Source organism: Gordonia sp. IEGM753, assembly GCF_050321825.1.
GTDB lineage: Bacteria > Pseudomonadota > Gammaproteobacteria > Pseudomonadales > Pseudomonadaceae > Aquipseudomonas.
In genome coordinates, this window is the sequence record NZ_JBNQGB010000010.1 from 119,809 (window position 1) to 145,788 (window position 25,980).

A 25,980-nucleotide genomic window follows, 5' to 3' on the forward strand; every position below is an offset into this window, starting at 1 on the left:
CTGCGGGAGCTAGCCTGCTCTCACAGGATTTGTGAACCGACACAAAACCCTGTGGGAGCTGGCCTGCCAGCGATAGCGATCTAAAGAACGACGGTGCGATTGGCGTTCAAAAACACCCGTCGCTCAATGTGATACCCAACCGCCCGCGCCAACGTCAGCCCTTCGATGTCCCGCCCCTTGGCGATCAGGTCTTCCGGGTAATGACTATGGTCCACAGCCTCGACGCCTTGGGCGATGATCGGCCCTTCATCCAGATCGTTGTTGATGTAATGCGCCGTGGCGCCAACCAGTTTCACGCCCTTGTTGTAGGCCTGGTGATACGGCTTGGCGCCCTTGAAACCCGGCAGCAAGGAGTGATGAATATTGATCGCCTTGCCATCGAGTTTTCGGCACAGCTCCGGCGACAGAACCTGCATGTACCGCGCAAGAATCACCAGTTCGGCGCCGGATTCTTCGATCACCTGCCACACCTGGCGCTCCTGCGACGGCTTGTCGTTGGGGTCGAGTGGGAAATGGTAGTACGGAATCTGATGCCAGTCGGCCAACGGCTTGAGGTCGGGGTGGTTGGACACCACCGCAGCCACGTCCATCGACAGTTGGCCGATGCGTTGGCGGTAGAGCAAATCGTTGAGGCAGTGATCAGCCTTGGACACCATGATCACCACTTTAGGCCGGTAGTTCGGCGCGGTCAGTTCGAAGACCATGCCGAAATGCGCGCCACGTTCTTCAAGACCGGCCCGGAAGACTTGCTCGTCGAAACCGTCCGGCTGACGAAATTCCACCCGAATGAAGAAGCGCCCCGAGAGCCGGTCATCAAACGAGTGATGCTCGGTAACGTAGCAGCCCTGCTCGAACAAAAAGCGGGTTACCGCGTCCACGGTGCCGAGCACGCTTGGGCAGTCGGCGGTCAGAATCCATGTGTCTGGGGCGCGGCTCATAGTGCGGTGACTCCTGCTACAAATTAGGTGGTCGCAGAGACCCCTGTGGCGAGGGGATTTATCCCCGTTGGGCCGCGAAGCGGCCCCAAAGTCCATCAGTTAAACCGTATTGATTGGATTTACGACTGCTTCGCAGCCGAACGGGGATAAATCCCCTCACCACAAAAGCCCCTAGCCACAAACGATCATCAAGCCTGGACGCTAAGCCCGTATTCAGCCGCTGCATCCTGCAGCCACAACCACCAGTAATCCGAGAAACTGCGGCGGATCAGCAGCTCCCACGTGTCTTCGGCGGTATGACGGATCACCAGTTGCGATTTGGCAAACACCGTGCCCACTGCCTTGCCCACCGGGAAGCTGTTGGGGTGCACGTCGTAACTGGTGGACTTCATCAGCACCTGACGCACGTTCGGGCCAGTCAATTCGAGGATCTGCTGGCCGCCACTGACGTTGACGATCTGGATATGCAGATCACCCAATGCGTCACGCAGTTTTTGCTCGGCGGCGAACTCTTCACCGGTCGGCACGATCAGCAGCCATTCATCCGGCCCCATCCATTGCAGGCTGGTTTCGCCTTTGACGACGACGGTCAGCGCGGCCGGCAACTCGATGCCGAGGGCCTTGTGCACGCCAGCACTGAACGCTTCATCGTGACCATCGCCACGAATGGTCAGGTGGCCGAGGAGTTTTTTCTCACGCACGATCACGCCGGCATTTTTGCGGCCCTTGCCCACCAGGCTGGCGAGGTCGGCATGATGCAGCGACGACTCAGCCTTGGCCCCGGTGGTTGGGCGTTGTTGGTAAACATTGGCAGCGGTCATAAAGCACCTTTCCTGAATTCTGTTAGTTCCTGTGGTGGCTGCACTGCCGTCATCGCCAGCAGGCTAGCTCCCACATTCAACCGCGTTCCCCTGTGGGAGCTAGCCTGCTAGCGATTGGTAGCCCGCCCACAGGATCCGAACCATTAAACGTTCTGGCGATCACCTTTCGGGTCGAAGAACACCGAAGAAACGATCTCCGCCTCGATCACGCTGCCATCCGCCAGCGGTGCGAACACGCGCTCACCGATGCGCTTCAAGCCGCCTTTGACCACGCCCATGGCAAACGAATAACCGAGGGAGTTGTGCAAGTAGCTGGAAGTGACGTGACCGACCATGCTCATCGGGATCGCCTGCTTGGTGTTGAACACCAACTGCGCACCCTCCGGCAGCCATTTAGTCGGGTCGATCGGCTTCAAGCCAACCAGCTGTTTACGCTGATCACGTACGCAGTCTTCGCGGTTCATGCCACGCCAGCCGATCCACGAGAACGGCTTGGTGCGACCGACACACCAGCCCATGTTCAAGTCGTCCGGCGTCATCGAGCCGTCAGTGTCCTGGCCGACGATGATGAAGCCCTTCTCGGCCCGCAGGATGTGCATGGTTTCGGTGCCGTACGGCGTCAGGTTGTACTGCTTTCCCGCCTCGACAATTTTCTCGAGTACGCCCATCGCGTAGTCGGCCTGCACGTTGACTTCGTACGACAGTTCACCGGTAAACGAGATGCGGAACACCCGCGCCGGCACACCGCCAACCTCGCCCTCTTTCCAAGTCATGAACGGAAACGCTTCGTTGCTCAGATCGATGTCGGTGATTGCACCGAGCAGCTTGCGACTGTTCGGCCCGGACAGGGTCATGGTTGCCCAGTGATCGGTCACGGAGGTGAAGTACACCTTCAAGTCTGGCCATTCGGTCTGTTGGTAGATTTCCAGCCACTGCAGTACGCGAGCGGCGCCGCCAGTGGTGGTGGTCATCACGAAATGATTGTCGGCGAGGCACGCGGTGACGCCGTCATCGAACACCATGCCGTCTTCTTTGCACATCAGGCCGTAACGCGCCTTGCCCACGTCGAGTTTGGTCCAGGCGTTGGTGTAGATGCGGTTAAGAAACTCCCGCGCATCCGGCCCTTGAATGTCGATTTTGCCAAGGGTCGACGCGTCGAGCAGGCCGACACTGTCGCGCACGGCTTTACATTCGCGCTTCACCGCGGCGTGGATGTCTTCACCGTTTTTCGGGAAGTACCACGGACGTTTCCACTGCCCGACGTCTTCGAATTCGGCGCCGTTCTTCACGTGCCAGTGATGCAGCGCAGTGTGACGAACCGGCTCGAAGATATGCCCACAGTGACGACCGGCCACGGCGCCGAAGGTTACCGGCGTGTAGTTCGGGCGGAACATGGTGGTGCCCATTTGCGGAATGGTCACGTTCAGTGAACGGGCGGCGATGGCCAGGCCGTTGACGTTGCCGAGTTTGCCCTGGTCAGTACCGAAGCCCAGCGCGGTGTAGCGTTTGACGTGCTCGACCGACTCGAAGCCTTCGCGAGTTGCCAGTTCGATGGCAGCGGCGGTGACGTCGTTTTGCAGGTCGACGAATTGCTTCGGCGCCCGTGCGGTGCCTTTTTCGTGCGGCACCTGGAACAATGCCAGCGTGGGTTCTTCGAGGCGACTCAAGGCTTTCGGCAAGGTGCCTTCGACCGCACTGAAACCGGCCTCGCTGGCAGCGCGAGCGCCCCCTTCAAAACCATCGGCCAAGGAATCGCCGAGGCCATAAACGCCGTTGATGCCACCGACGCACACACGTTTCTGCGGCGCTTCGCCCGGCACAAAACCGAGGATGTCCTCACGCCAGGTCGGCTTGCCGCCCAGGTGCGAAGCCAGGTGAACCACGGGGCTGTAACCACCGGACGTGGCGATCAAATCACAATCGAGCCATTCGCCCGGGCTGGTCACCGCGTGGCTTTTGACATCAATCGCTGCAACGCGAGCAGCCGTCACGTGCTTGCTGCCACGGGCCTCGATCACGGCACTGCCGGTGAGAATTCGGATGCCTTTGGCGCGAGCCTCCTCAACCAACGCGCCACGTGGATTACTGCGGGCATCGGCGATGGCGACCACTTGCAGGCTGGCGTCGAGCCAATCCAGTGCCACGCGATACGCGTGATCGTTGTTGGTCGACAGCACCAGTTTTTTGCCTGGCGCCACGCCGTAACGGCGCACGTAAGTCGACACAGCACCGGCCAGCATGTTGCCCGGCACGTCGTTGTTGCCGTACACCAACGGACGCTCGCAAGCACCCGTTGCCAGCACCACGCGTTTGGCGCGAACCCGGTGGATGCGCTGACGCACCTGGCCAATCGGCGCGCGGTCGCCGAGGTGATCGGTGAGGCGTTCGTGAATGGTCAGGAAGTTGTGGTCGTGGTAACCGTTGACGGTGGCGCGCGGCAACAGCAGCACGTCCGGGGTGTCTTTCAGTTCGGCGATAACACTGGCGACCCATTCTGTGGCCGCTTTGCCGTCGAGGCTCTCACGGGAGTCGAGCAGGCTGCCGCCAAACTCTTCCTGTTCATCGGCCAGAATCACCCGGGCACCGCTGCGTGCGGCTGCCAGCGCCGCCGCCAAACCGGCCGGGCCAGCGCCGACGATCAGCACGTCGCAGTGCTGGTTCATGTAGTCGTAGGTGTCCGGATCGTTCTCGGTCGGCGAGCGGCCAAGCCCTGCAGCCTTACGAATGTATTTCTCGTAAGTCATCCAGAATGATTGCGGGTACATGAAGGTTTTGTAGTAGAAGCCCGGTGGCATCAGCTTGCCGCCGACCTTGCCGAGAATGCCCATCATGTCGTTGTTCACGCTCGGCCAGCCGTTGGTGCTGGTGGCGACCAGGCCCTGGTACAACGCTTGTTGCGTGGCACGTACGTTCGGAATCTGAGTGGCTTCGGTAGCGCCGATCTGCAGCACCGCGTTCGGCTCTTCGGCCCCGGCGGCAAAGATGCCGCGCGGACGGGAATACTTGAAGCTGCGACCGATGATGTCGACACCGTTGGCCAGCAAGGCTGCGGCCAGCGAATCGCCCTCAAAGCCTTTATAGGTCTGGCCGTTGAAGGTGAAGCTCAGCACTTTGTTGCGGTCGATCCGTCCACCGTTGGACAGGCGATTGATCTGGCTCATACCTTCTCTCCCAGAGCCGTCGTAGCCGCTTTTGCGCTATCGGTCTTGTCGGTGAATTGTGGCTTGGTGCCGATCTTGTAGGTTTCGAGAATTTCGTAGGTCACGGTGTCGCGGGTGGCGTTGAAGTACTGGCGGCAACCGGCGGCGTGAATCCACAGTTCATGGTGCAGACCGCGAGGGTTATCGCGGAAGAACATGTAGTCGCCCCACTCCTCGTCGGTGCACGTGGTCGGGTCCAGCGGACGCGGAATATGCGCCTGGCCGGATGCGTGGAATTCTTCTTCAGAGCGCAGCTCGCCGCAGTGAGGACAGAAGATATGCAACATAGGAAATTTCTCCTGTTAGTGGGCGACGGCCGCAGCGCCGTGTTCGTCAATTAGCGCACCGTTGTGGAAACGGTCGATGGAGAAAGGTGCGGCCAATGGGTGCATTTCACCCTTGGCCAGGCTTGCGGCAAACACGTTGCCCGAGCCAGGTGTCGCCTTGAAGCCACCGGTGCCCCAACCGCAGTTGAAGAACATGTTCGGTACCGGGGTTTTCGAGATGATCGGGCAGGCATCCGGCGTGGTGTCGACGATGCCGCCCCATTGACGGTTCATGCGCACGCGCGACAGCACCGGGAACATCTCGACGATGGCCTGGATGGTGTGCTCGATCACCGGGTACGAACCGCGCTGGCCGTAGCCGTTGTAGCCGTCGATACCGGCGCCGATCACCAGGTCGCCCTTGTCGGACTGGCTGATGTAACCGTGCACGGCGTTGGACATGATCACGCTGTCGATAATCGGTTTGATCGGCTCGGACACCAGCGCTTGCAGCGGGTGAGATTCGATCGGCAGACGGAAACCGGCGAGTTTGGCCATGTGCCCGGAGTTACCGGCGGTGACCACGCCGACGCGTTTGGCACCGATGAACCCCTTGTTGGTTTCAACGCCGATGCACACACCGTTTTCCTTGCGGAAGCCGATCACTTCGGTCTGCTGGATCAGGTCCACGCCCAAGGCATCGGCGGCACGGGCAAAGCCCCACGCCACGGCATCGTGACGGGCGACGCCGCCACGGCGCTGAACAGTCGCGCCCATCACCGGGTAACGGGTGTTTTTCGAGCAATCGAGGTACGGAATTTCGTCGGCCACTTGCTTGGCATCCAGCAGTTCGCCGTCCACGCCATTAAGGCGGTTAGCGCTGACCCGACGCTCGGAATCACGAATGTCCTGCAGCGTGTGGCACAGGTTGTAGACCCCGCGCTGGGAGAACATCACGTTGTAGTTCAAGTCCTGAGACAGGCCTTCCCACAATTTCATCGCGTGTTCGTACAGGTGTGCCGACTCGTCCCACAGGTAGTTGGAGCGCACGATGGTGGTGTTGCGCGCGGTGTTACCGCCGCCCAGCCAACCTTTCTCGACCACGGCCACGTTGGTGATGCCGTGTTCTTTGGCCAGGTAGTAAGCCGTCGCCAGACCATGCCCGCCACCGCCGACGATGACCACGTCATAGACCTTTTTCGGGGTCGGCGTGCGCCACATTTTCTGCCAGTTTTCGTGATGGCTGAGAGAGTGTTTGAAGAGGCCAAAGCCTGAGTAGCGTTGCATAGTCATTTACTCCAAAACCAAGCTCAGCGATAAACCGGGAAATCCGCGCACAGGGCTGCCACTTGCTGCGCGACATTGGCCTCGACATCGGCATCGCCGAGGTTATCGAGGATGTCGCAGATCCAGCCAGCCAGCGTGACGCACTGGGTCACTTTGAAGCCGCGAGTCGTCACCGCCGGGGTGCCGATGCGCAGGCCGGAGGTCACAAACGGTGACTGTGGATCGTTCGGCACGGCATTCTTGTTCACAGTGATGTGCGCGCGACCCAGCGCTGCATCCGCCTCTTTGCCGGTGAGGCCCTGACGAATCAAGCTGACCAGGAACAGGTGGTTATCGGTGCCGCCGGACACTACATCGTAGCCGCGTTTGATAAACACGCTCGCCATGGCCTGGGCATTGTCGATGACTTGCTTTTGATAGGTCTTGAAGCCTGGCTCCAGCGCTTCTTTGAAGCACACCGCTTTACCGGCGATGACGTGCATCAGCGGGCCGCCCTGGCCGCCGGGGAACACGGCAGCGTTGAATTTCTTTTCCAGCGCTTCGTTGGCACGGGCCAGGATCAGGCCACCACGGGGACCGCGCAGGGTTTTGTGGGTGGTGGTGGTGACCACGTCGGCGTACGGCAGCGGGTTCGGGTACAGACCGGCAGCAACCAGACCGGCGACGTGTGCCATGTCGACGAAGAAGTAGGCGCCAACCTTGTCTGCAATTTCGCGGAAACGCGGGAAATCCAGGGTTTTGGAGTAAGCCGAGAACCCGGCAATGATCATTTTCGGTTGATGCTCGACGGCAAGGCGTTCAACTTCGTCGTAATCGATCAGGCCGGTCGCGGTGTCGATACCGTACTGCACGGCGTTGTAGAGCTTGCCGGAAAAGCTGACTTTGGCGCCGTGAGTCAGGTGACCGCCGTGGGCCAGGCTCATGCCAAGCACGGTGTCGCCCGCATTCAGCAATGCCAGGTACACAGCAGCGTTGGCTTGGCTGCCAGAGTGCGGCTGGACGTTGGCGTAATCGGCGCCGAACAGTTGCTTGGCGCGTTCGATGGCCAGCGCTTCAACCTTGTCGACGTGCTCGCAGCCACCGTAGTAGCGCTTGCCCGGATAACCTTCGGCGTACTTGTTGGTCAAGCCGCTGCCTTGCGCTTCCATCACGCGTTTGCTGGTGTAGTTCTCGGACGCGATCAGCTCGATGTGATCTTCCTGGCGTTGCTCCTCGGCATTCATCGCCGCCAGCAGTGCATCGTCGTAACCCTGGATCTGGTCTTGCTTGCTGAACATCGCGTCTCTCCCAGCGGCGGCTGTTGCGCCTTTAGTCTCGGTGAGGCACGTACCTTTCGACAGTGCCCTATGGATGCGATGGTATGACCGGCGCAGACAGGTCAAATGCCTACGGACGCCACGCAAAGGTGCGTTTACGACATGGCGGAAAATGACCTGAAGAGGGCTGCTCTATGTGGCGAGGGGATTTATCGGAATGCCGCACCACCCCGTTCGGCTGCGAAGCAATCGCAAGTCAGTCAACGAGGGGGGCTGGGGAATATGCCAAGGGAGCGCTACGCACTCCAACGGGGATAAATCCCCTCGCCACAGGGGAAGGTCAGGCTAATAGTTGGCGCAGGGCCAGAAGTGCAAGGAAATGCGCGGGATAGAGCGCGTACGCCCAGCGGCGCATGGGCGGTGGTTTGAGATGCCTGGCATGTCGCAACAAGCACATTCCCAACAATGGCGCGATCAGACACGCGGCAATGCCCGGAATTGCGGAACTGTTACCAAGCTTTGCGGCGTAATACAGCACGTGCCATTGATTGGCGGCCAGACACACCAGCCCCGGCAACAGGCTGAAATACCAAGGCCGGTGGATTACCAGCAGCGTCACCAACGGCAGTAGCACACCAAAGAATCCAAACATCAGGCGCTCCGAAAACAGCGCTGCCAACACCAAGGCACCCAACGCCAACACGCGAGATTGCAACGTGCTGTGCTGCCAGCCTTGCGCCACCAACAGGCCAAGGGCAAGGGTTGGTAATACGTTCAACGTGCCGGGATCAGGAATAAACATCCGGTAAGGAATTTCGCTGACGGCACTGAACAGCAATAGCCATCCCAGGTAGCGCCATTGGTTGTCATGGGTAAGGGTGCGTGTTCGGGCCAGATTCGCGGCCATTGCCAGGCAGAACCACGGGAACGCCAACCGTCCCGGCACATACAGCAGATCAACGGAGTACCCGATATATCGCAGGTGATCGAGCACCATGCTCAGCAATGCCAGCCACTTGAGCAGATCAAGGGCCCCATCTCGTTGAGTCATGTGCATAATTGCCTGACGATGTTGTATTTTTCTGACAGACACATCGCGTGTGCTCCCCGGATGATCTTCGGTAAAGTGCGCACCATCATTGACCACGAGTCGCTTCACCATAAGCGCCTCGCACACGGAAGCCGGCCATGACCGACAAGAGCCAACAATTCGCCAGCGACAACTATTCCGGTATCTGCCCTGAAGCCTGGGCAGCAATGGAAAAGGCCAACCACGGCCACCAGCGCGCTTATGGCGACGATGAGTGGACCGCACGCGCCTCCGATCAATTCCGCAAACTGTTCGAAACCGACTGTGAAGTGTTCTTCGCCTTCAACGGCACTGCCGCCAACTCGCTGGCCCTGTCGTCGCTGTGCCAGAGTTACCACAGCGTGATCTGCTCGGAAACTGCCCACGTCGAAACCGACGAATGCGGCGCACCGGAATTCTTCTCCAACGGCTCCAAGCTGTTGGTGGCGCGCACTGAAAACGGCAAGTTGACCCCGGAATCGATCCGCGAAGTCGCCCTCAAACGCCAGGATATTCACTACCCGAAACCTCGCGTGGTAACCCTGACCCAGGCGACTGAAGTCGGCAGCATCTATACCCCCGAAGAAATCCGTGCCATCAGCGTTACCTGCAAGGAACTGGGGCTGAACCTGCACATGGACGGCGCGCGGTTTTCCAACGCGTGTGCATTCCTGGGCTGCTCACCCGCCGATCTGACCTGGAAGGCGGGTGTCGACGTGCTGTGCTTTGGCGGCACGAAAAACGGCATGGCGGTGGGCGAAGCGATTTTGTTCTTCAACCACAAACTGGCAGAAGACTTCGACTATCGCTGCAAACAGGCCGGGCAACTGGCCTCAAAAATGCGCTTCCTGTCGGCGCCTTGGGTCGGGATTTTGGAAAACGACGCCTGGCTCAAATACGCCCGCCACGCCAATCACTGCGCGCAACTGTTGGCAGAACTGGTCAGCGATATTCCCGGTGTGGAACTGATGTTCCCCGTGCAAGCCAACGGCGTATTCCTGCAACTCTCGGAACCTGCGATTGCCGCACTGACAGCCAAGGGCTGGCGTTTCTACACCTTCATCGGCAACGGCGGCGCCCGCTTCATGTGCTCGTGGGACACTGAAGAAGAACGCGTACGCGAATTGGCAGCGGACATCCGCGAAGTCATGTCCCGCTAAAACATCCCGATCCCCTGTGGCGAGGGGATTTATCCCCGTTCGGCTGCGAAGCAGCCGTAAATCCAGACAACTTAGTCTGTATAAAAGGACGCTGGGGCCGCTTCGCGGCCCAACGGGGATAAATCCCCTCGCCACAAGGTTCACACCCACCACTCTCCTGCGTTTGCTCCATCGTCTACATTATCTGACGAGCCGTTCCATTCGTCTGTCAGGCAGACCGCATTGGCTGGTTTACGACTGCTGCGCCGCCGAGCGGGAGCAAGCTCCCTCGCCACAAAAGCTCACTCGCCACTCACCACAGCGTCTTGGTCTACATTGTTTGTCGAGCCTCCGCTCAGACAACAATATTCAGGAGCGCACGCATGTCCTTGAAAGGCAAAACCCTGTTCATCACCGGCGCGAGTCGCGGGATTGGTCGTGAGATCGCGCTGCGGGCGGCGCGTGATGGGGCGAATATTGTGATCGCCGCGAAGAGCGCTGAGCCTCACGCAAAACTGCCGGGCACAATTTTCAGCGTGGCCAGGGAAGTCGAAGCCGCAGGCGGCAAGGCGCTGGCCTTGCAGGTGGATGTGCGCGATGAAGTGGCGGTGCGTGAAGCGCTGGCTCAGGCCAATGAGCATTTCGGCGGCATCGATGGGCTGATCAACAACGCTGGCGCCATCAAGCTGACCGGTGTTCAACACATCGAACTCAAGCGCTTCGACCTGATGCACCAGATCAACACCCGCGCCGTGTTGCTGTGCAGCCAGGCTGCCCTGCCCTATCTGAAAAAAACCAGCGGACACATTCTCAACCTTTCGCCACCGCTTAACCTGGCGCCCCAATGGTTCGCACAATACAGCCCCTACACCGTGACCAAATACGGCATGAGCATGCTGACGATTGGCATGAGTGAGGAATTCAAGCATTACGGCATCAGCGTCAACTCGCTGTGGCCACAAACCATGATCGCCACCGCCGCCATCGAATTTCAGCTCGGCTCGCGCGAATCGTTCAAGCATGCGCGTACGCCGGCGATCATGGCCGATGCAGCGCACGTCATTCTGGACAGCAGCGGTCGCAGCATCACCGGGAGATTGCTGATTGATGAGGAGATTCTCAGGGAACACGGCGCTACCGAGTTCGATCATTACCGCTTCGAGCCCGGAACCAACGACACGCTGATGCCCGACTTGTTTGTGGACTGAAACACCAATCACAGTGGGAGCGAGCCTGCTTGCGATGAGGCCGGAACATTCAACATTGATATTGACTGATCTACCGCCATCGCGAGCAGGCTCGCTCCCACAGGGATTGGGGGAGACCACACATCTGCAATCCAACCCAAAACCTGTGGGAGCGAGCCTGCTCGCGATGGGTCGTGAAGCGGTGTGGCTGTCTTGCTGAGCAGTCAGGCCCACCCCCTCAGGGATTGGGGGAGATCACACATCTGCAATCCAACCCAAAACCTGTGGGAGCGAGCCTGCTCGCGATGGGTCGTGACGCGGTGTGGCTGTCTTACTGAGCAGTCAGGCTCGCTCCCACAGGTTTAAAACTCGATGCGCACATCGCCCTTCGGCACGCTGCAGCACGACAGGATGAACCCTTCGGCTTCGTCTTCCTCGGTAATCCCGCCGTTGTGCTCCATCTCCACTTCGCCGCCCAGCTTCATCACCTTGCACGTTCCGCAAATACCCATCCCGCAGGCTTTGGGAATCAGCAGGCCCAATTTGGCCGCGGCGGCGTGGACGGTTTCACCCGGTGCCACACGAATGCTTTTACCGGAGGCAGTGAATTCCACTTGATGCAGGTCTGCCAGATCGATGTCCGGAGCCTCTGCGGCGATTTCGGCTTGCTCCACCGCATCGGCGCGGGCTTCGGGCGGCGTCGCCCCGAAAGACTCCTCGTGATAGCGCGACATGTCGAAGCCCGCCGCTTCCAGCATGCGCTTGACCGCGTTCATGTACGGCGTCGGACCGCAGCAGAACACTTCGCGCTCCAGGAAGTCCGGCGCCATCAGCTCCAGCATCTTGTGGTTGAGGTAACCGCGATAACCGGCCCACGGCTCGCCCAGACCATGTTTTTCGCAGATCAGGTGCAGATTGAAGTTATCGATCCGCGACGCCATGTGCTCCAGCTCGCGGTGGTAGATGATGTCTTTCGGCGAGCGGGCGCTGTGGATAAACACCATGTCGACGTTGGCATTGGTGTCGTAGAACCAGCGCGTCATCGACATCACCGGTGTAATACCGACACCGCCGCTGAGGTACAAAACCTTCGGCGCGGTGAAGTCCATGGCGTTGAACAGCCCCACGGGCCCGTGCACCGCCAGCTCCTGGCCTTCATGCAGTGTGTCGTGCAACCAGTTCGACACCTTGCCGCCCGGGACGCGTTTGATGGTCACCGAAAAGCTGTACGGCACCGACGGCGAGCTGGAAATGGTATAGGAGCGCATGATCGGCATGCCCTCGATTTCCAGCTCAAGGGTGACGAATTGCCCCGGTTTGAAAAAGAACAGAATCGGCTGGTCGGCCATGAAGCAGAAGGTGCGCACGTCCCAGGTTTCCTGGATGACTTTGACGCAACGGACGATGTGTCGACCATTGGCCCAGGTCTGGGTAGTGACCGGATTCAGGAAGCTGTTGGACATGCTGTTCTCCGTAGCCGTGGGTCGGCCTCATGTCGGCGATTCTGCGTATAGCGCGAACCACCCATTTACCTATCTGCGACATTCACATACTTATCGCGACCAGCCCCCAACTACCGGGGGTTGCGCGTCGGGAACAGATTGGGCCATGTCGCCCATGGATAAGGTTGCGGGCAACGCCGGGCCCACACTCGCTCCACACAAACACAGTTTCTTTACACCTTGCGTAGCAAAGCCGCCACACCCGCCACCAAGCCACTTTCGCCGGCCTCACAGAAAGGCCATGAGGATCACATCGATGGACGTCACCGCAAAAATCAGCCTGGGCGATCCGCTGGAACCCGCACGCAAGGCCACCGCACAGATGTTGCAGGAGCGCGAGCGCACGTTCTCGCTGCCGCAGCCGTTTTACTCTGACGAGCGGCTGTTTGATATCGACATGCAGGAAATCTTTCAGAAAGAGTGGTTGATCGCCGGCATGACCTGCGAAATACCGACCAAGGGCAACTACCTGACCCTGCAAATCGGCAAAAACCCGATCATCGTGATCCGCGGCGCAGAAGGTGTGGTGCATGCGTTCCATAACGTTTGCCGCCACCGTGGTTCACGGCTGTGCACCAGTGAAAAAGGCAAAGTCGCCAAACTGGTTTGCCACTACCACCAATGGACCTACGAACTCGACGGCCGCCTGTTGTTCGCCGGCACCGAAATGGGCGCCGACTTCGACATGAAGCAGTACGGCCTGAAGCCGGTCAACGTGAAGACCGCCGGTGGTTACATCTTCATCAGCCTGTCGGAGAATCCGCCGGCGATTGATGACTTCCTGTCGACACTGAACCATTACATGGAACCGTACGACATGGAAAACACCAAGGTGGCGGTGCAAACCACGTTGGTGGAACAGGCCAACTGGAAACTGGTGCTGGAAAACAACCGCGAGTGCTATCACTGCAACGCGTCGCACCCGGCCCTGCTGAAAACCCTGCTGGAATGGGACGACGTTACCGACCCACGCGCCGACCAGGCGTTCAAGGACCACGTGGCCGCTTCTGCCGCTGCCTGGGAAGCCGAGAAGATTCCATACGCTCATGCCAGCTTCGGCCTGCGTAACCGCATTGTGCGCATGCCACTGCTCAAGGGCACCGTGTCGATGACCCTGGACGGCAAGCAAGCCTGCAAGAAACTCATGGGCCGGATCCAGAACCCAGACCTGGGCTCAATGCGCATCCTGCACCTGCCGCACTCGTGGAACCACTGCATGGGCGATCACATCATTGTGTTCACCGTGTGGCCGATCAGCGCGCAGGAAACCATGGTCTCCACCAAGTGGATCGTGCACAAGGACGCGGTCGAAGGCGTGGATTACGACGTCGACCGCATGCGTGAGGTCTGGGATTCCACCAATAACGAGGACCGTCGCCTGGCCGAAGAGAACCAGCGCGGGATCAACTCCACCGCGTATCAGCCAGGGCCTTACTCCAAGACCTATGAGTTTGGTGTGGTGAACTTCGTGGACTGGTACAGCGAGCGTCTGTTGAACAACCTTGGTGCGGAGCCTGCGCCTTACCTCAAGGGTGTTCCGGTCAGCGGCTAAAGATCAGCAGGCTCACTCCTACGAAAGATGGGTGGCGTACACACATTTTTTGCACGACTCGATCGAGCGTGGGAGTCTGGCTTGCCAGCGATGGCGATGTCGAAATCGCCATCACCGGCAAGCCGGTTTCCTACGGGTTTGTGTTCACATCACCCAGGCCGGTTTCCTATGGGATTGTGTTCATATCACCCAGGCCGGTTTTATACGGGATATGTGCCGGAATCACCCATTCCGGCATTCCCCCTGATCTGTAGGAGTGAGCCTGCTCGCGATCGCGCCCTTCCATCCCCTGCATCCCTGCCCGCAAGACTCTTAGCTCATAGAACTGTACGAAATATGATCTATTTCGTTAAGCGCTATACCCGCCGTGCCTCCGAGCCTTCCGCAAACAAGTTATCCACAACTCCACCCACAGCTATTGGGGACAAGTGTGGATTCACCCAAAAAAATATCCAGACAAACTGAATAAAAACCGTGACTTATCCAGAACAAAGGTTTTCAACATTGACTGGTTGTTTTTTGATCAGACGCCTGAGAGCTGCGTAAACAGGCGTCTGCAGAGGATAGCGAACACGTTATCCACAGAAGCGCCAACAGACTTTGGGGGCAACTTTGGATAAAACCGTTCTCGCTGTGGAAAACCGCGCTGGAGCGCGAAATATCGGGGGTTTGAACGCTGTTCCGAGTGAAAAAAGCTCAATTGATCGTTTTATGATCAATTCTCTGAAAGCACCGTTTTACATGGGCTACAGCGGATAGCGAACATCTTATCCACAGAAGCGTCAACAGAGATTGGGGGCAAGTATTCACCGGGACGGAGTTCGTGAATTTCCTTATCCACAGAAAAAAGCTCGAAAAAACGAGGAGTTAGGCTGGTTGATTTTCATACAGATGGCTACGAGCGTTGATTCGTATGGCGTGTAGAGATGCGCGAACATCTTATCCACAGAAGCGCTAACAGGGATTGTGGGTAAAAAAGGAAAAAGACTTCCGAGACGTTCAAACCTTGTTAAGGCACAACCGTCCCGCCTCGATATCCAGATGCAACTCAAATTCCTCGAAGGTGCGCCATACGAGCAATATCGAAAGCACCTATCGACCCAGCAGCCACGACGGCGCAATGGTGAAACCCGGATAGTATTTGTAGGTGATCGCCACGCGGCAGGTGCGGGGTTGAGCTCCAGGGTTCTGTGGGTAATTCTCAGCCGTCCAAGCTTGCTGACCAGATCAAGCCCCAACGAGTTGTCCCGATCGCTGACAAGGCCGCTATCTCCTGATACCCAGGGCGTAAGATGAAGAGGTCTTCAGCGCTGTAATTTCTCCAACCGAGAACACAAAAGGCTGCACGGGAGGTTTAGCGACCGCTGGAGGACCTCCCAAACCCACGATATTTTTGACGTTATCCTTTACTGTCTTCCACAAAATGTTGTTCTGGTATGAATTCTTTAGCGCAACAGCACCGCGCGTTGCCGCTCCAACCAACAAGGCTGTTGTCCCGGCAGCGTTTACATATGCTCCTATCGGGTATCCCGCTAACTGCATAACTGCCCCAACAGCACTGCCGAAGGAACCGGCGAGACTAAAACGGGTAGCCTGTAATGCGACGCCTGAGACTTTGGGCCCGAGGATCATACCCGCCGGCACCATGGTGTGCAGCGCAATGCTCAGGCCTCGCTGAATGACCGGTAGAATACTCACCATAAACTCACCTGTCGGATCCTGAAAATTGCGCGGATCCCCCTTGCAATAAGCATACGCATTCACCCCGCCCTCACCGAACGGACTTAACCGATCAGGGCTATGAAACCGCATCAGCACCGGGGTATAGACTCGATGGCCATTACCTAGGTAATACCACCCCGTCGATCGTTCTTTGAGTTGCCCATTGAAACCCAGATGCGTCCCGGCCTGATTGGGGTCGCTTTGCAAACCATAGGGGGAATAGGCGAAGGGATTCGGACCACTACGATCCAGCAAAGCGAGAACGCCTTGCTGCTGGTCGCTGGCCAGCAGCAGGGTTTGTGTGTAGAGCGGATCCGCTGCAGACGATTGTTTTACACGTTGAATTTGAGGGGAGATGGGCATCAGTAGCTCCTTGATGAGACCTGATAAACCCGCGGCAACTTACCGGATTTGGAGTCTGCAGCACTGACCAACCGAGCCGGAGAAAGCGGGTATTGACTGTTCAATACCCTAACAAACAGGCAAACCAGACAACACTATCAGTTCTGCTAGGGTCGCCCGCCACCGCTAAGGCCGATACATCAAATAGGCCTCACCCGTCACCCGAATCATCGGATGCGGCGTGATCTGGCACGTATTGACGATACGGAGGCTATGCCGTTGATAAAACCGGCAGGCGCCGATATTCGCTGCATAGTCGATCAGGCTCAAGCCATTGAGCCCCAACTGGTTGGCACGGTCGTAAGCGCAGGCGAGTAATTGTTGGCCAAAGCCCTGATTGCGCTCCAACAGATCCTGGCCGGGCTGTGCCCGTTGGCTCCAGATCTAATCCGCAGCACCCTCTGATGAAATCTGAAACCAACGAGCAATCTCCCGCGCATCGGCGCGCAGGGCCAAACGAAATTCAACTGCCATGATTTTTCCTTGTGGGAGCGAGCCTGCTGGCGAATGGGGTGGATCAGCCAGCATCAATATTGAATGTTCAGCCCCCTTCGCGAGCAGGCTCGCTCCCACATTATTAGAGCGGCGCCGTATATCCGTTAGCGAACCACGCCTTCTTCAATCAGCAACTTGAGAATCGCTTCAGCCCCCGCTTGTGCCGTCACACCTTTGAGCACTTGCCCGCCACCGCCACTGGCCTTGGCCGTTGCAGCTTTCATCCGGTCCGCACCGCTCTTGGCCTTGATCACCTTCAGGCGTTTAGGGCGTGGTTTGGCGGGTTGCAGGGTGGCGACTGCCAGTAACTCATCGTCGATCACTTCCACATCATCTGCTTGCAACACACCGCGCTGGGCCGGACCGTAAGCGCTCTGCCGAGGCTTCGGCGCGGCGTTATCCACAGTCGCCACAAACGGCAACCGCACCTTCAAGCGACGGCGCTGACCACGCGGCAAGGCTTGCAGCACCAGGGCGCAATTGCCGTCGATGGATTCGACCTGGGCCAAGCCCACCACCAGCGGCCAGCCCAGACTTTCCGCCAGCAGGAACGGCAACATACCCGAGCCTTCACCGGTTTCTGCCTGGCTGCCGGTCAACACCACCTGCGCGCCGGCGTCGCGCAAATACGCGGTCAACGCCGGCAGTGCGTCAGCGCCCACCGGTTGTTCAAGTACATGCAATTGCTGCAGGCCCATGCCCAAATAGGCGCGCAATGCCGGTTCGGCGACGTCGCCGGCATGCAGCACTTGCAGGTTATCCCCAGCCAATTGCAGGCCCAGCTCCACGGCCCGAGCATCCTGCTCGGCGCGACGAGGCCGGCCAGAAGTCGGGTGGGCGCCGATGGACACCAGGCTGATGATTTTCGTGCTCATAACCCTTTCCTTCCCTTAAGCCGCATCGCGCTTGGCGTCATTGCGGTAAACCGCTATCGCATCGATCAAGGCTTGAAGAATCCCGGCGCTCTCGCCGATCACCGACAAGTCGGCTCGCTTGATCATGTCGCAACCAGGGTCGAGGTTGATCGCCACCACTTTGTCGCAGGCGCCGATGCCTTGCAGGTGCTGGATCGCCCCGGAAATACCCACGGCCACATACACCCGAGCCGTGACCCAGGTGCCGGACGCACCCACCTGACGGTCGCGCGCCATGTAGCCATCGTCGACCGCCACGCGGGATGCGCCTTCGGTAGCGCCGAGGGCTTCGGCGGTCCTGTGGAAAAGTCCCCAATCCTTGACCCCGTTACCGCCGGAAAAAATGAACTCGGCTTCGGCCATCGGAATGGCCGCTGGATCGACGGCCACGGCACCCAAATCTTCGATGCGCGTCAGGCTCCGCGCTACGGCTGTGGATAACTCCACAGGCAGCGCTTCGTGACGGGTTTCGCTGACGGGTTCTGCGCACTCGACTGCGGCCAGAATCAGCCGCGCCACCGGACGCGCCAAGTCTTGCAAACCCGCACCGGCGCGGCCGATGCATTGTTGATCTTTTACTTGCCAGACCCGTGTGGCCGGGCGTTCGCCGAGTGCGGCGGCAAAACGCCGACCCAGTTCGCCACCCCCACTGCGACTGTCCGGAAGTAACCAGTGGCGTGGGTTGAACTGGTTATCCACAGCCCGCAGCCCCTGGACCCGTTGTTCCGGTGCATAACCGCTGAACTCGTCACCCTCGAGCACTAATAAACGGTCGACGCCTGCGGTGGCGAAAGCGCTTTCCTTGTGTTCGCCGAAGACCACGGCCAACACCGCACCGTCCTTCCCGGCCAATTGATGAGCGAGGCCGAACAAATCGCGGTCGTGGCTGCTCAAGCGGCCACCGACCATGTCCGGCACCACGCTGATGTAAAACGCCGGGGCCGGCACCTGATGCAGCGGCAGTTGCACTTCAACAGCGGCTGAACGTTTGGTCGCGCCACCCTGCTGTGCGCCGCTGCGGTCAATGCGCTTGATGCCATTAGGGCCAATGAATCCGATGCCATGCAGGTTCTTGCGGATGACGCCGTTCGGTCCCATCCAGCTGTGTTGCGCCGGTTGCATCGCCGCGTGCAGCGGGTGCAGACGGTTACGGGCAATCCATTCGGCGCGCGGGTCGCGGCGGATAATGTCGCTCATCAGTGGGCCTCCGCAGGTTCACGTTTGGCCGGCGTAGTCGGCTTGCTCGGAGCAGCGTCTTCAAGCAACGCGTCGGCCACCAGTTCGGCGATGTCTTTAATCAACGGACGCGGTTCGACCACGCCTTCAAGCATCGCAGTGCATTGTGGGCAACCCACAGCCACCAGTTCGGCGCCGGTCTCGCGGATGTCGTCCATGCGCATGTCGGGGATCCGTTGCTTGCCCGGAATGTCGGTGATCGGCGCGCCGCCACCGCCGCCGCAGCAGCGCGAGCGGAAACCGGAACGCTGCATCTCTTTCACGTCTATCCCGAGCGCACGCAGCACTTCGCGCGGCGCCTCGTATTCACCGTTGTAGCGACCGAGGTAGCACGGGTCGTGATAGGTCACGCTGCTGCCTTTGTGCTGGCCAAGATTGAGGGCGCCAGCACCGATGATTTCCGCCATATAGGTGCTGTGGTGCTGCACGAGGTAGTTGCCATCGAAGGCACCGTATTCGTTTTTCAACACGTGAAAACTGTGCGGATCGCAGGTAACGATGCGGTTGAAGCTGTATTTGGCCAGGGTCTGGATATTGCGTTTGGCCAACAGCTGAAAGGTCGCTTCATCGCCCAGACGTCGAGCCACGTCACCGCTGTCGCGCTCTTCGAGGCCGAGCACGGCGAAGTCGACCTTGGCCGCTTTCAACACTTTGACGAAAGCGCGCAAGGTGCGTTGGTTACGCATGTCGAAGGCCCCATCGCCGACCCAGAACAGCACGTCGACCGATTTCTTTTCGCTCATCAAAGTGAGGTTCAGGTCCGCCGCCCAGTTCATCCGCCCGCCCGGCGCAAAGCCGCCCGGGTTGTCGGTGGCGATCAGGTTTTCCAGGACTTCAGCGCCCTTGTTTGGCGTGGCGCCTTTTTCCAGCGTCAGGTGGCGGCGCATGTCGACGATGGCGTCGACGTGCTCGATCATCATCGGGCATTCCTCGACGCAGGCACGGCACGTGGTGCACGACCACAAGGTTTCAGCGTCCACCAGACCGTTGACGATCGGCTGATGCGGATTGCCGGCATGTTCGCCAATCGCTTTGCCTGGATAGGCACTGCCCGCGAACTGGGCGTCGGTGCCGCCCGCCAGGCCGACGACCATGTCCTGAATCAGTTTTTTCGGGTTCAACGGCTGGCCGGCGGCGAACGCCGGGCACGCCGCTTCGCACTTGCCGCATTGCACGCAAGCGTCGAAGCCGAGCAGTTGGTTCCAGGTGAAATCCTTAGGTTTTTCCACACCCAATGGCGCGTCTTTATCGCTCAGGTCCAGCGGTTTCAAACCGGTTGAGCGGCCGCCATTAAAACGCTCGGCGCGACGGTGCCAAGCCAGGTGCAAGGCGCCGGCGAAGGCGTGCTTCATCGGCCCGCCCCAGGTCATGCCGAAGAACAATTCCGATACGCCCCACAGCACGCCAATGCCAAGCACAACCGCCAAGATCCAGCCGCCGAAGTGCTCCGGAAGAATGCCCGCCACCGGCAAGGTCACCAGGAAAAACGAGGCCGAGAATGCCAGCAAGCTTTTCGGCAGGCGCATCCACGGGCCTTTGGACAAACGAGCCGGCGGGTTGCGTCGACGCAGGTACACAAAGATCGCGCCGACGAACATCACCGCCGTCATCAGCAGCAGTGCGTAACCAAGGAAGCGGTTATGCAGGCCAAAACCGTGCACCAAAATGGCCAGCACGATGGACGCTACCGCGCCGCCGGCAGTGGCCACGTGGGTGTTGGCGATGTATTTATCGCGTGCGACGACGTGGTGCAAATCGACCATGTAGCGTTTGGGCATGGCCAGCAGTCCGCCGATCAGATCGACTTTCGAAGCCCGGCCCCGACGCCACATAGCCACCCGCCGCAACGCGCCCAGGACTGCAAGGCCGAGGGCTGCGAACAACAGGATTGGAAGAAGGGTGTTCAACATGGTGGAGCTCCCAAAGACCGCAGGGTCTTGCAGGCCAAACTACCTGGATGCCTTGCCCGATTCCTGTGGGAGCTAGCCTGCTAGCGAAGACGGACTGACATTCAACATTGATGTCGACTGATCCACCGCTATCGCGAGCAGGCTCGCTCCCACTAAGGTTTCCACAAGCTCTTAGAAATCCTTGCACAACCGCAGCGCGTCGTAGATCGCCGCGTGTGTGTTGCGCTGCGCCACGCAGTCGCCGATGCGGAACAGCAAATAGCCGTCACCCGGTTGGCTTAGCGAAGGTTGCGGCTTGATCGCAAACAAGGCGTCGATGTCCATCTGGCCTTTGTTGCGCGACGCTTCCTTCAAGGCGTAGTAGATTTCTTCGTCCGGACGCACGCCGTTTTCGACGACGACCTGGTCCACCACCCGCTCCTCTTTAGCCCCGGTGTATTCGTTTTCCAGCACCGCGATCAATTTGTCGCCTTCGCGGTAGACCTTCTCCAGCATCATGTCGCCGGTCATGATCACTTCTTTCGGGTACATGCTGCGGTAGTACGTCGGGAACGATGTGCCGCCAATGGCCACGCCCGGTTTGATGTCGTCGGTGACGATCTCGACCTGGCAGCCCTTGTCAGCGAGGAAGTCCGCCGTCGACATCCCGGTGAACTCGCAAATGGTGTCGTAGACCAGCACGTTCTTGCCCGGCGCGACTTTGCCATCGAGTATGTCCCAACTGCTGACCACCAGGCCTTCAGCCGCACCCCAGTGTTCGTTCTGCTCGAGGAATGGATGGCCACCGACAGCGAGCACCACCACGTCTGGACGCAGGTCGAGAATGGTTGCCGCGTCCGCCGCCACGCCAAGGCGCAGGTCGACTTTCAGACGCGCCAGCTCCAACTGGAACCAGCGCGTGATGCCGGCGATCTGGTCGCGTTGCGGGGCTCTCGATGCCGTGGTGATCTGCCCGCCAATAAATTCTTTCTTCTCGAACAGGGTCACGTCGTGTCCACGTTCGGCGGACACACGCGCTGCCTCCATCCCCGCAGGACCGGCACCCACCACCACAACTTTGCGCTTCACACCGGTCGACTTCTCGATGATGTGCGGCACACCCATATATTCACGGGAAGTCGCGGCGTTCTGAATGCACAGCACGTCGAGGCCTTGATACTGACGGTCGATGCAATAGTTGGCGCCGACGCATTGCTTGATCTGATCGACCTGGCCCATTTTGATCTTGGCGATCAGGTGCGGATCGGCGATGTGGGCACGGGTCATGCCGACCATGTCGACGTACCCGCCCTCCAGAATTCGCGTGGCCTGGTTCGGGTCCTTGATGTTCTGCGCGTGCAGGATCGGCGCCTTCACCACTTCCTTGATCCCGGCAGCCAAATGCAAAAACGGCTCCGGTGGATAACTCATGTTCGGGATCACGTTGGCCAAGGTGTTATGGGTGTCGCACCCCGACCCGACCACGCCGATGAAATCGATCATGCCGGTGTCGTCGTAGTACTTGGCAATCTGCTTCATGTCCTCGTGGGACAAGCCGTCCGGATGGAATTCATCACCGCACAGACGGATGCCGACGCAAAAATCCGGGCCCACTTCCGCCCGCACAGCTTTCAGCACTTCAAGGCCAAACCGCATGCGGTTTTCGAAACTGCCGCCCCATTCATCAGTACGCTTGTTGACCCGCGGGCTCCAGAACTGGTCGATCATGTGCTGGTGCACCGCCGACAGCTCAACGCCATCCAGACCACCGGCCTTGGCACGGCCAGCCGCCGTGGCGTAGTTGCCGATCACACGCCAGATTTCTTCCGGCTCGATGGTTTTGCAAGTCGCGCGGTGCACCGGTTCACGGATGCCCGACGGCGACAGCAGGGTCGGCCAATGCTCGCCGTCCCAACGTGAACGGCGGCCCATGTGAGTAATCTGGATCATGATCTTGGCGCCATGCTTGTGCATGGCATCGGCCAGGTTCTGGAAGTGCGGAATAATGCGGTCATCAGCCAGGTTGACCGATTTCCACCAGCCTTGAGGGCTGTCGATGGCCACGCTGGAAGAACCGCCGCAAATCGCCAGGCCGATCCCGCCCTTGGCTTTCTCTTCGTAATATTTGACGTACCGGTCGGTGGTCATGCCGCCATCGGTGGCATACACCTCGGCGTGCGCAGTGCTCAGCACACGATTACGGATGGTCAGTTTGCCGATCTGAATCGGCTGGAACATTGCTTCGAAAGCCATGACGGGTTCCTCGACTTACAACGGCTTGACGGTGAACAAACCGTCGTCGTGGCCTTCTTCGGAGCCACCGTAGACTTGTTCGGCAACCGTGCGAATCTTGCTGCCACGGGCTTGCAGAATCTGGTCCATGGCACCGGCAAACCAACCGGTAAACATGTAGTCGACCTTGCGCCCGACCTTGCCGTACACGTAGACGAATGCCGAGTGTTCGAGCTTGACGCTGGCGGTGCCTTTGTCGAGGTCGATGTCTTGGATCTTGAACAGGCCCCAGCCGCGTTGCGACAAACGCTTCATGTAGTGCTCAAACACGGCGACGCCTTCCAGACCGTGGCATTCAGCTTCTTTTTCGCACCAGTGCCAGGCCGATTTGTAGCCGGCCTTATAAAGGATTTCGGCGTAGGCATCCGCCCCCAACACTTCCTCGATACCCATGTGGTTGTTGACGAAGAAATGGCGCGGCACGTACAGCATTGGTAGGGCATCGGAGGTCCAGACACCGGTTTCGCTGTCGACTTCGATTGGCAATTGCGGGGCGATCTTGGACATGGAAACTTAACTCCAGAAATATTTTGGTGTTGCCCCCGGCGCGGACGGCCGGGGGAAAGGATTCGTCAGGTGCGGCGGCTTATTCGCCCCAAACGTCTTTCAAGACGTTCACCCAGTTCTCGCCCATGATCTTGCGCACCACTCGTTCCGGGTGGCCGCGCTTGAGCAAGGTTTCGGTCAGGTTCGGAAACTCGCCCACGGTGCGGATGCCCAGTGGATTGATGATCTTGCCGAAGCTGGTGAGACGGCGGGCGTAACCTTTGTCGTGGGTCAGGTATTCGAAGAAGTCCTGGCCATGGCCCTGGGTAAAGTCGGTGCCGATGCCGATAGCGTCTTCGCCGACGATGTTCATGGTGTACTCGATGGCTTCGGCGTAATCGTCGATGGTCGAATCGATGCCCTTGGCCAGGAACGGCGCAAACATGGTTACACCGACGAAACCACCATGGTCGGCAATGAACTTCAACTCTTCATCGGATTTGTTGCGCGGGTGAATTTTCAAACCCGACGGCAGGCAGTGCGAGTAGCACACAGGTTTTTTCGACTCCAGGATGACTTCTTCGGAAGTCTTCGAGCCGACGTGCGACAAGTCGCACATGACGCCGACGCGATTCATCTCGGCGACGATCTCGCGGCCGAAACCCGACAGGCCGCCATCACGCTCGTAGCAGCCGGTGCCGACCAGGTTTTGGGTGTTGTAGCACATCTGCACAATACCGACGCCCAGCTGTTTGAAGATCTCGACATAGCCAATCTGGTCTTCAAAAGCGTGAGCATTCTGGAAGCCGAACAGGATGCCGGTCTTGCCCTGTTCCTTGGCTTTGCGAATGTCGGCAGTGGTACGCACTGGAATCACCAGGTCGCTGTTTTCGCGAATCAGTTTCTGGCTGGCGGCGATGCTGTTGATCGTGGCCTGGAAGCCCTCCCACACCGAGACGGTGCAGTTGGCTGCGGTCAGGCCACCCTTGCGCATGTCTTCGAACAGCTCACGGTTCCACTTGGCAATAATCAGCCCGTCGATAACGATGCTGTCGGCGTGCAGTTCGGCTGGGCTCATCAGGCAGTCCCCTATTGGCGATTCATGCGCCGAATCGTGTGCCGGCGCTTTGGGGCCAGCATATGCCTCGGTGCCGGGGCAGCCGGGTGCAAAAACGACAGGGGAATTGCCGAAAGCGTCAATCCGCGACAAAGGGTCATTGAAGGACGCTGTCGGCGACCTGTTCAAAGGCTGCTGCCTGGGCCAGAATTCGCCGTATCTATAAATAAGCACTGGAAAATAGGGGCTGCGGCGCAATGAAAACGATCTTCCTGGCTTTGGCATTGATTGCGACTGGCGTCCACGCGGCTGAAGAGTCCGAGACCACCCCGTGCGATGCTGTCGAAAACGACATCCAGACCCTGGAATGCTCGACCTACAGCAAAACCACCGCCGAAGAGCTGCTGAAGGACAACTATCAGGGCCTGACCGAACGCATGCAAACGGCCTACGGCAAGAACCCGGCGCAGTTGGCCGACATCACCGCCAAACTCAAGGCCGCGCAACAGCAATGGCTAAAAACTCGCGAGGCGGATTGCGCAGTTGAGGCCTTCCCGGCGACCAGTGGTAGCAAGGCCTTCACCATTGCGCAAAATGACTGCGTGGCACGGATGAGTGATGAGCGGTCGGAGTTTTTAGAGTCGATTGGGCAGGAGTGACATCCTTTAAACCGGCAACATCCCTCAATGCTTCTTACATTGGACCCACGGTGCGCGACCATCGCCTCCCATTCAACGTACCCCAAGGCCTGAATATGAAAATCTGCGGTATCGAAATCAAAGGCAGCGAAGCGATCATCGCCGTGGCCTCCCTTGACGGCCAGGCCCTGAGCCATGTTGCCCTGGCCAGCAAGAAAATCGCCCTAGACGATGACGACGAAGCGGCGAACGTCAAAGTCTTCGCCGCTCAGGTTGCGTCGTTTGTGCGTGAGAATTCCATTGATCGGATTGCAATCAAGAAGCGCAGCAAGAAAGGCGAGTTCGCGGGAGGCCCGACCACGTTCAAGATCGAGGGCATTTTTCAGTTATTGGAGAATTGTGAGGTGACGTTGTTGTCGCCGCAAACGATCAATGCGCAGAACAAGAAGTTCGGCTTCGAGCTGCCAGGAACGCTGAACAAGTATCAGCATGAAGCCTATAAAGCGGCGTGTTCGGCCTTAATGAAGAAGTAACGCCCAAAGCAGATCAAAACTGTGGCAGCGAGCCTGCTCGCGATAGCGGTGGATCAGTCGACATCAACTTGTATGACAGACCGCCATCGCGAGCAGGCT

General features: G+C 59.0%; 21 protein-coding genes. 5 read left to right on the forward strand and 16 right to left on the reverse strand.

Annotated elements, in window-relative coordinates; genetic code table 11:
* Positions 1-80: 80 nt before the first annotated feature.
* The 7 genes from purU to ACQR3R_RS30030 all read right to left on the reverse strand — a co-directional run bounded on the left by purU (position 81) and on the right by ACQR3R_RS30030 (position 8,819).
* Positions 81-938: a formyltetrahydrofolate deformylase gene (gene purU, locus ACQR3R_RS30000; protein ID WP_123433034.1), complete on the reverse strand. Its 858-nt coding sequence runs from the start codon at positions 936-938 to the stop codon at positions 81-83.
* A gap of 188 nt (positions 939-1,126) precedes the next feature.
* Positions 1,127-1,759, reverse strand: coding sequence for a sarcosine oxidase subunit gamma family protein (locus ACQR3R_RS30005; RefSeq protein ID WP_428278250.1), 633 nt, complete (start codon positions 1,757-1,759; stop codon positions 1,127-1,129).
* Positions 1,760-1,902: 143 nt separating this feature from the next.
* Positions 1,903-4,920, reverse strand: a complete 3,018-nt coding sequence (locus ACQR3R_RS30010; RefSeq protein WP_428278252.1) for a sarcosine oxidase subunit alpha family protein — start codon at positions 4,918-4,920, stop codon at positions 1,903-1,905.
* A complete protein-coding gene (locus tag ACQR3R_RS30015; RefSeq protein ID WP_428278254.1) occupies positions 4,917-5,246 on the reverse strand; it encodes a sarcosine oxidase subunit delta family protein in 330 nt (109 codons plus the stop codon). The genes ACQR3R_RS30010 and ACQR3R_RS30015 overlap by 4 nt, the downstream gene beginning before the upstream one ends.
* Before the next feature lie 15 nt (positions 5,247-5,261).
* Positions 5,262-6,512 (reverse strand): sarcosine oxidase subunit beta, encoded by a 1,251-nt coding sequence (locus ACQR3R_RS30020; RefSeq protein ID WP_007947735.1) that lies wholly within the window; start codon positions 6,510-6,512, stop codon positions 5,262-5,264.
* A gap of 23 nt (positions 6,513-6,535) precedes the next feature.
* Positions 6,536-7,789, reverse strand: coding sequence for a serine hydroxymethyltransferase (gene glyA, locus ACQR3R_RS30025; protein WP_428278257.1), 1,254 nt, complete (start codon positions 7,787-7,789; stop codon positions 6,536-6,538).
* 319 nt (positions 7,790-8,108) lie between these two features.
* Positions 8,109-8,819 (reverse strand): TraX family protein, encoded by a 711-nt coding sequence (locus ACQR3R_RS30030; RefSeq protein ID WP_428278258.1) that lies wholly within the window; start codon positions 8,817-8,819, stop codon positions 8,109-8,111.
* 137 nt (positions 8,820-8,956) lie between these two features.
* On the opposite strand from ACQR3R_RS30030, the gene ACQR3R_RS30035 reads away from it, so the two are divergent.
* Both ACQR3R_RS30035 and ACQR3R_RS30040 read left to right on the forward strand, forming a co-directional pair.
* Positions 8,957-9,997, forward strand: coding sequence for a beta-eliminating lyase-related protein (locus ACQR3R_RS30035; protein ID WP_428278260.1), 1,041 nt, complete (start codon positions 8,957-8,959; stop codon positions 9,995-9,997).
* 362 nt (positions 9,998-10,359) lie between these two features.
* Positions 10,360-11,184, forward strand: coding sequence for an SDR family oxidoreductase (locus tag ACQR3R_RS30040; protein ID WP_428278262.1), 825 nt, complete (start codon positions 10,360-10,362; stop codon positions 11,182-11,184).
* 341 nt (positions 11,185-11,525) lie between these two features.
* Here the strand turns inward: ACQR3R_RS30040 and gbcB are convergent, their stop codons facing one another.
* Entirely contained in the window at positions 11,526-12,626 is a 1,101-nt protein-coding gene (gene gbcB, locus ACQR3R_RS30045) for a glycine-betaine demethylase subunit GbcB (protein WP_428278264.1), read from the reverse strand.
* A 295-nt stretch (positions 12,627-12,921) separates the two neighbouring features.
* Between gbcB and gbcA the strand changes: the two genes are divergently transcribed.
* Positions 12,922-14,217: a glycine-betaine demethylase subunit GbcA gene (gene gbcA, locus ACQR3R_RS30050; RefSeq protein ID WP_428278266.1), complete on the forward strand. Its 1,296-nt coding sequence runs from the start codon at positions 12,922-12,924 to the stop codon at positions 14,215-14,217.
* 1,266 nt (positions 14,218-15,483) lie between these two features.
* Here gbcA and ACQR3R_RS30055 read toward each other — a convergent pair.
* From ACQR3R_RS30055 to ACQR3R_RS30090, 8 genes are all read right to left on the reverse strand, one after another.
* The gene (locus ACQR3R_RS30055) at positions 15,484-16,302 is read right to left on the reverse strand and encodes an RHS repeat-associated core domain-containing protein (RefSeq protein ID WP_428278268.1); all 819 of its coding nucleotides are present in this window, start codon (positions 16,300-16,302) and stop codon (positions 15,484-15,486) included.
* A gap of 165 nt (positions 16,303-16,467) precedes the next feature.
* Positions 16,468-16,689, reverse strand: coding sequence for a GNAT family N-acetyltransferase (locus tag ACQR3R_RS30060; RefSeq protein WP_428278270.1), 222 nt, complete (start codon positions 16,687-16,689; stop codon positions 16,468-16,470).
* 251 nt (positions 16,690-16,940) lie between these two features.
* Positions 16,941-17,711, reverse strand: coding sequence for an electron transfer flavoprotein subunit beta (locus ACQR3R_RS30065; RefSeq protein WP_428278272.1), 771 nt, complete (start codon positions 17,709-17,711; stop codon positions 16,941-16,943).
* Between the two features lie 15 nt (positions 17,712-17,726).
* Positions 17,727-18,947, reverse strand: a complete 1,221-nt coding sequence (locus tag ACQR3R_RS30070) for an electron transfer flavoprotein subunit alpha (RefSeq protein WP_428278274.1) — start codon at positions 18,945-18,947, stop codon at positions 17,727-17,729.
* A complete protein-coding gene (gene dgcB / locus ACQR3R_RS30075; RefSeq protein WP_428278277.1) occupies positions 18,947-20,896 on the reverse strand; it encodes a dimethylglycine demethylation protein DgcB in 1,950 nt (649 codons plus the stop codon). Before dgcB ends, ACQR3R_RS30070 begins: the two co-directional genes overlap by 1 nt.
* Positions 20,897-21,067: 171 nt before the next feature.
* Positions 21,068-23,128 carry a dimethylglycine demethylation protein DgcA gene (gene dgcA / locus ACQR3R_RS30080; RefSeq protein ID WP_428278279.1) on the reverse strand — a complete coding sequence of 687 codons (2,061 nt, stop codon included), beginning with the start codon at positions 23,126-23,128 and terminating at the stop codon, positions 21,068-21,070.
* A gap of 15 nt (positions 23,129-23,143) precedes the next feature.
* Positions 23,144-23,674, reverse strand: a complete 531-nt coding sequence (locus ACQR3R_RS30085; RefSeq protein WP_428278281.1) for a DUF5943 domain-containing protein — start codon at positions 23,672-23,674, stop codon at positions 23,144-23,146.
* Between the two features lie 79 nt (positions 23,675-23,753).
* A complete protein-coding gene (locus ACQR3R_RS30090; protein WP_428278283.1) occupies positions 23,754-24,731 on the reverse strand; it encodes a membrane dipeptidase in 978 nt (325 codons plus the stop codon).
* Between the two features lie 236 nt (positions 24,732-24,967).
* Here ACQR3R_RS30090 and ACQR3R_RS30095 point away from each other — a divergent pair, with 236 nt between their 5' ends.
* Together ACQR3R_RS30095 and ACQR3R_RS30100 are read left to right on the forward strand one after the other, a co-directional pair.
* A complete protein-coding gene (locus tag ACQR3R_RS30095) occupies positions 24,968-25,369 on the forward strand; it encodes a lysozyme inhibitor LprI family protein (RefSeq protein WP_428278285.1) in 402 nt (133 codons plus the stop codon).
* Positions 25,370-25,464: 95 nt separating this feature from the next.
* Positions 25,465-25,881 (forward strand): DUF3010 family protein, encoded by a 417-nt coding sequence (locus ACQR3R_RS30100; RefSeq protein ID WP_428278287.1) that lies wholly within the window; start codon positions 25,465-25,467, stop codon positions 25,879-25,881.
* Positions 25,882-25,980: the final 99 nt, after the last annotated feature.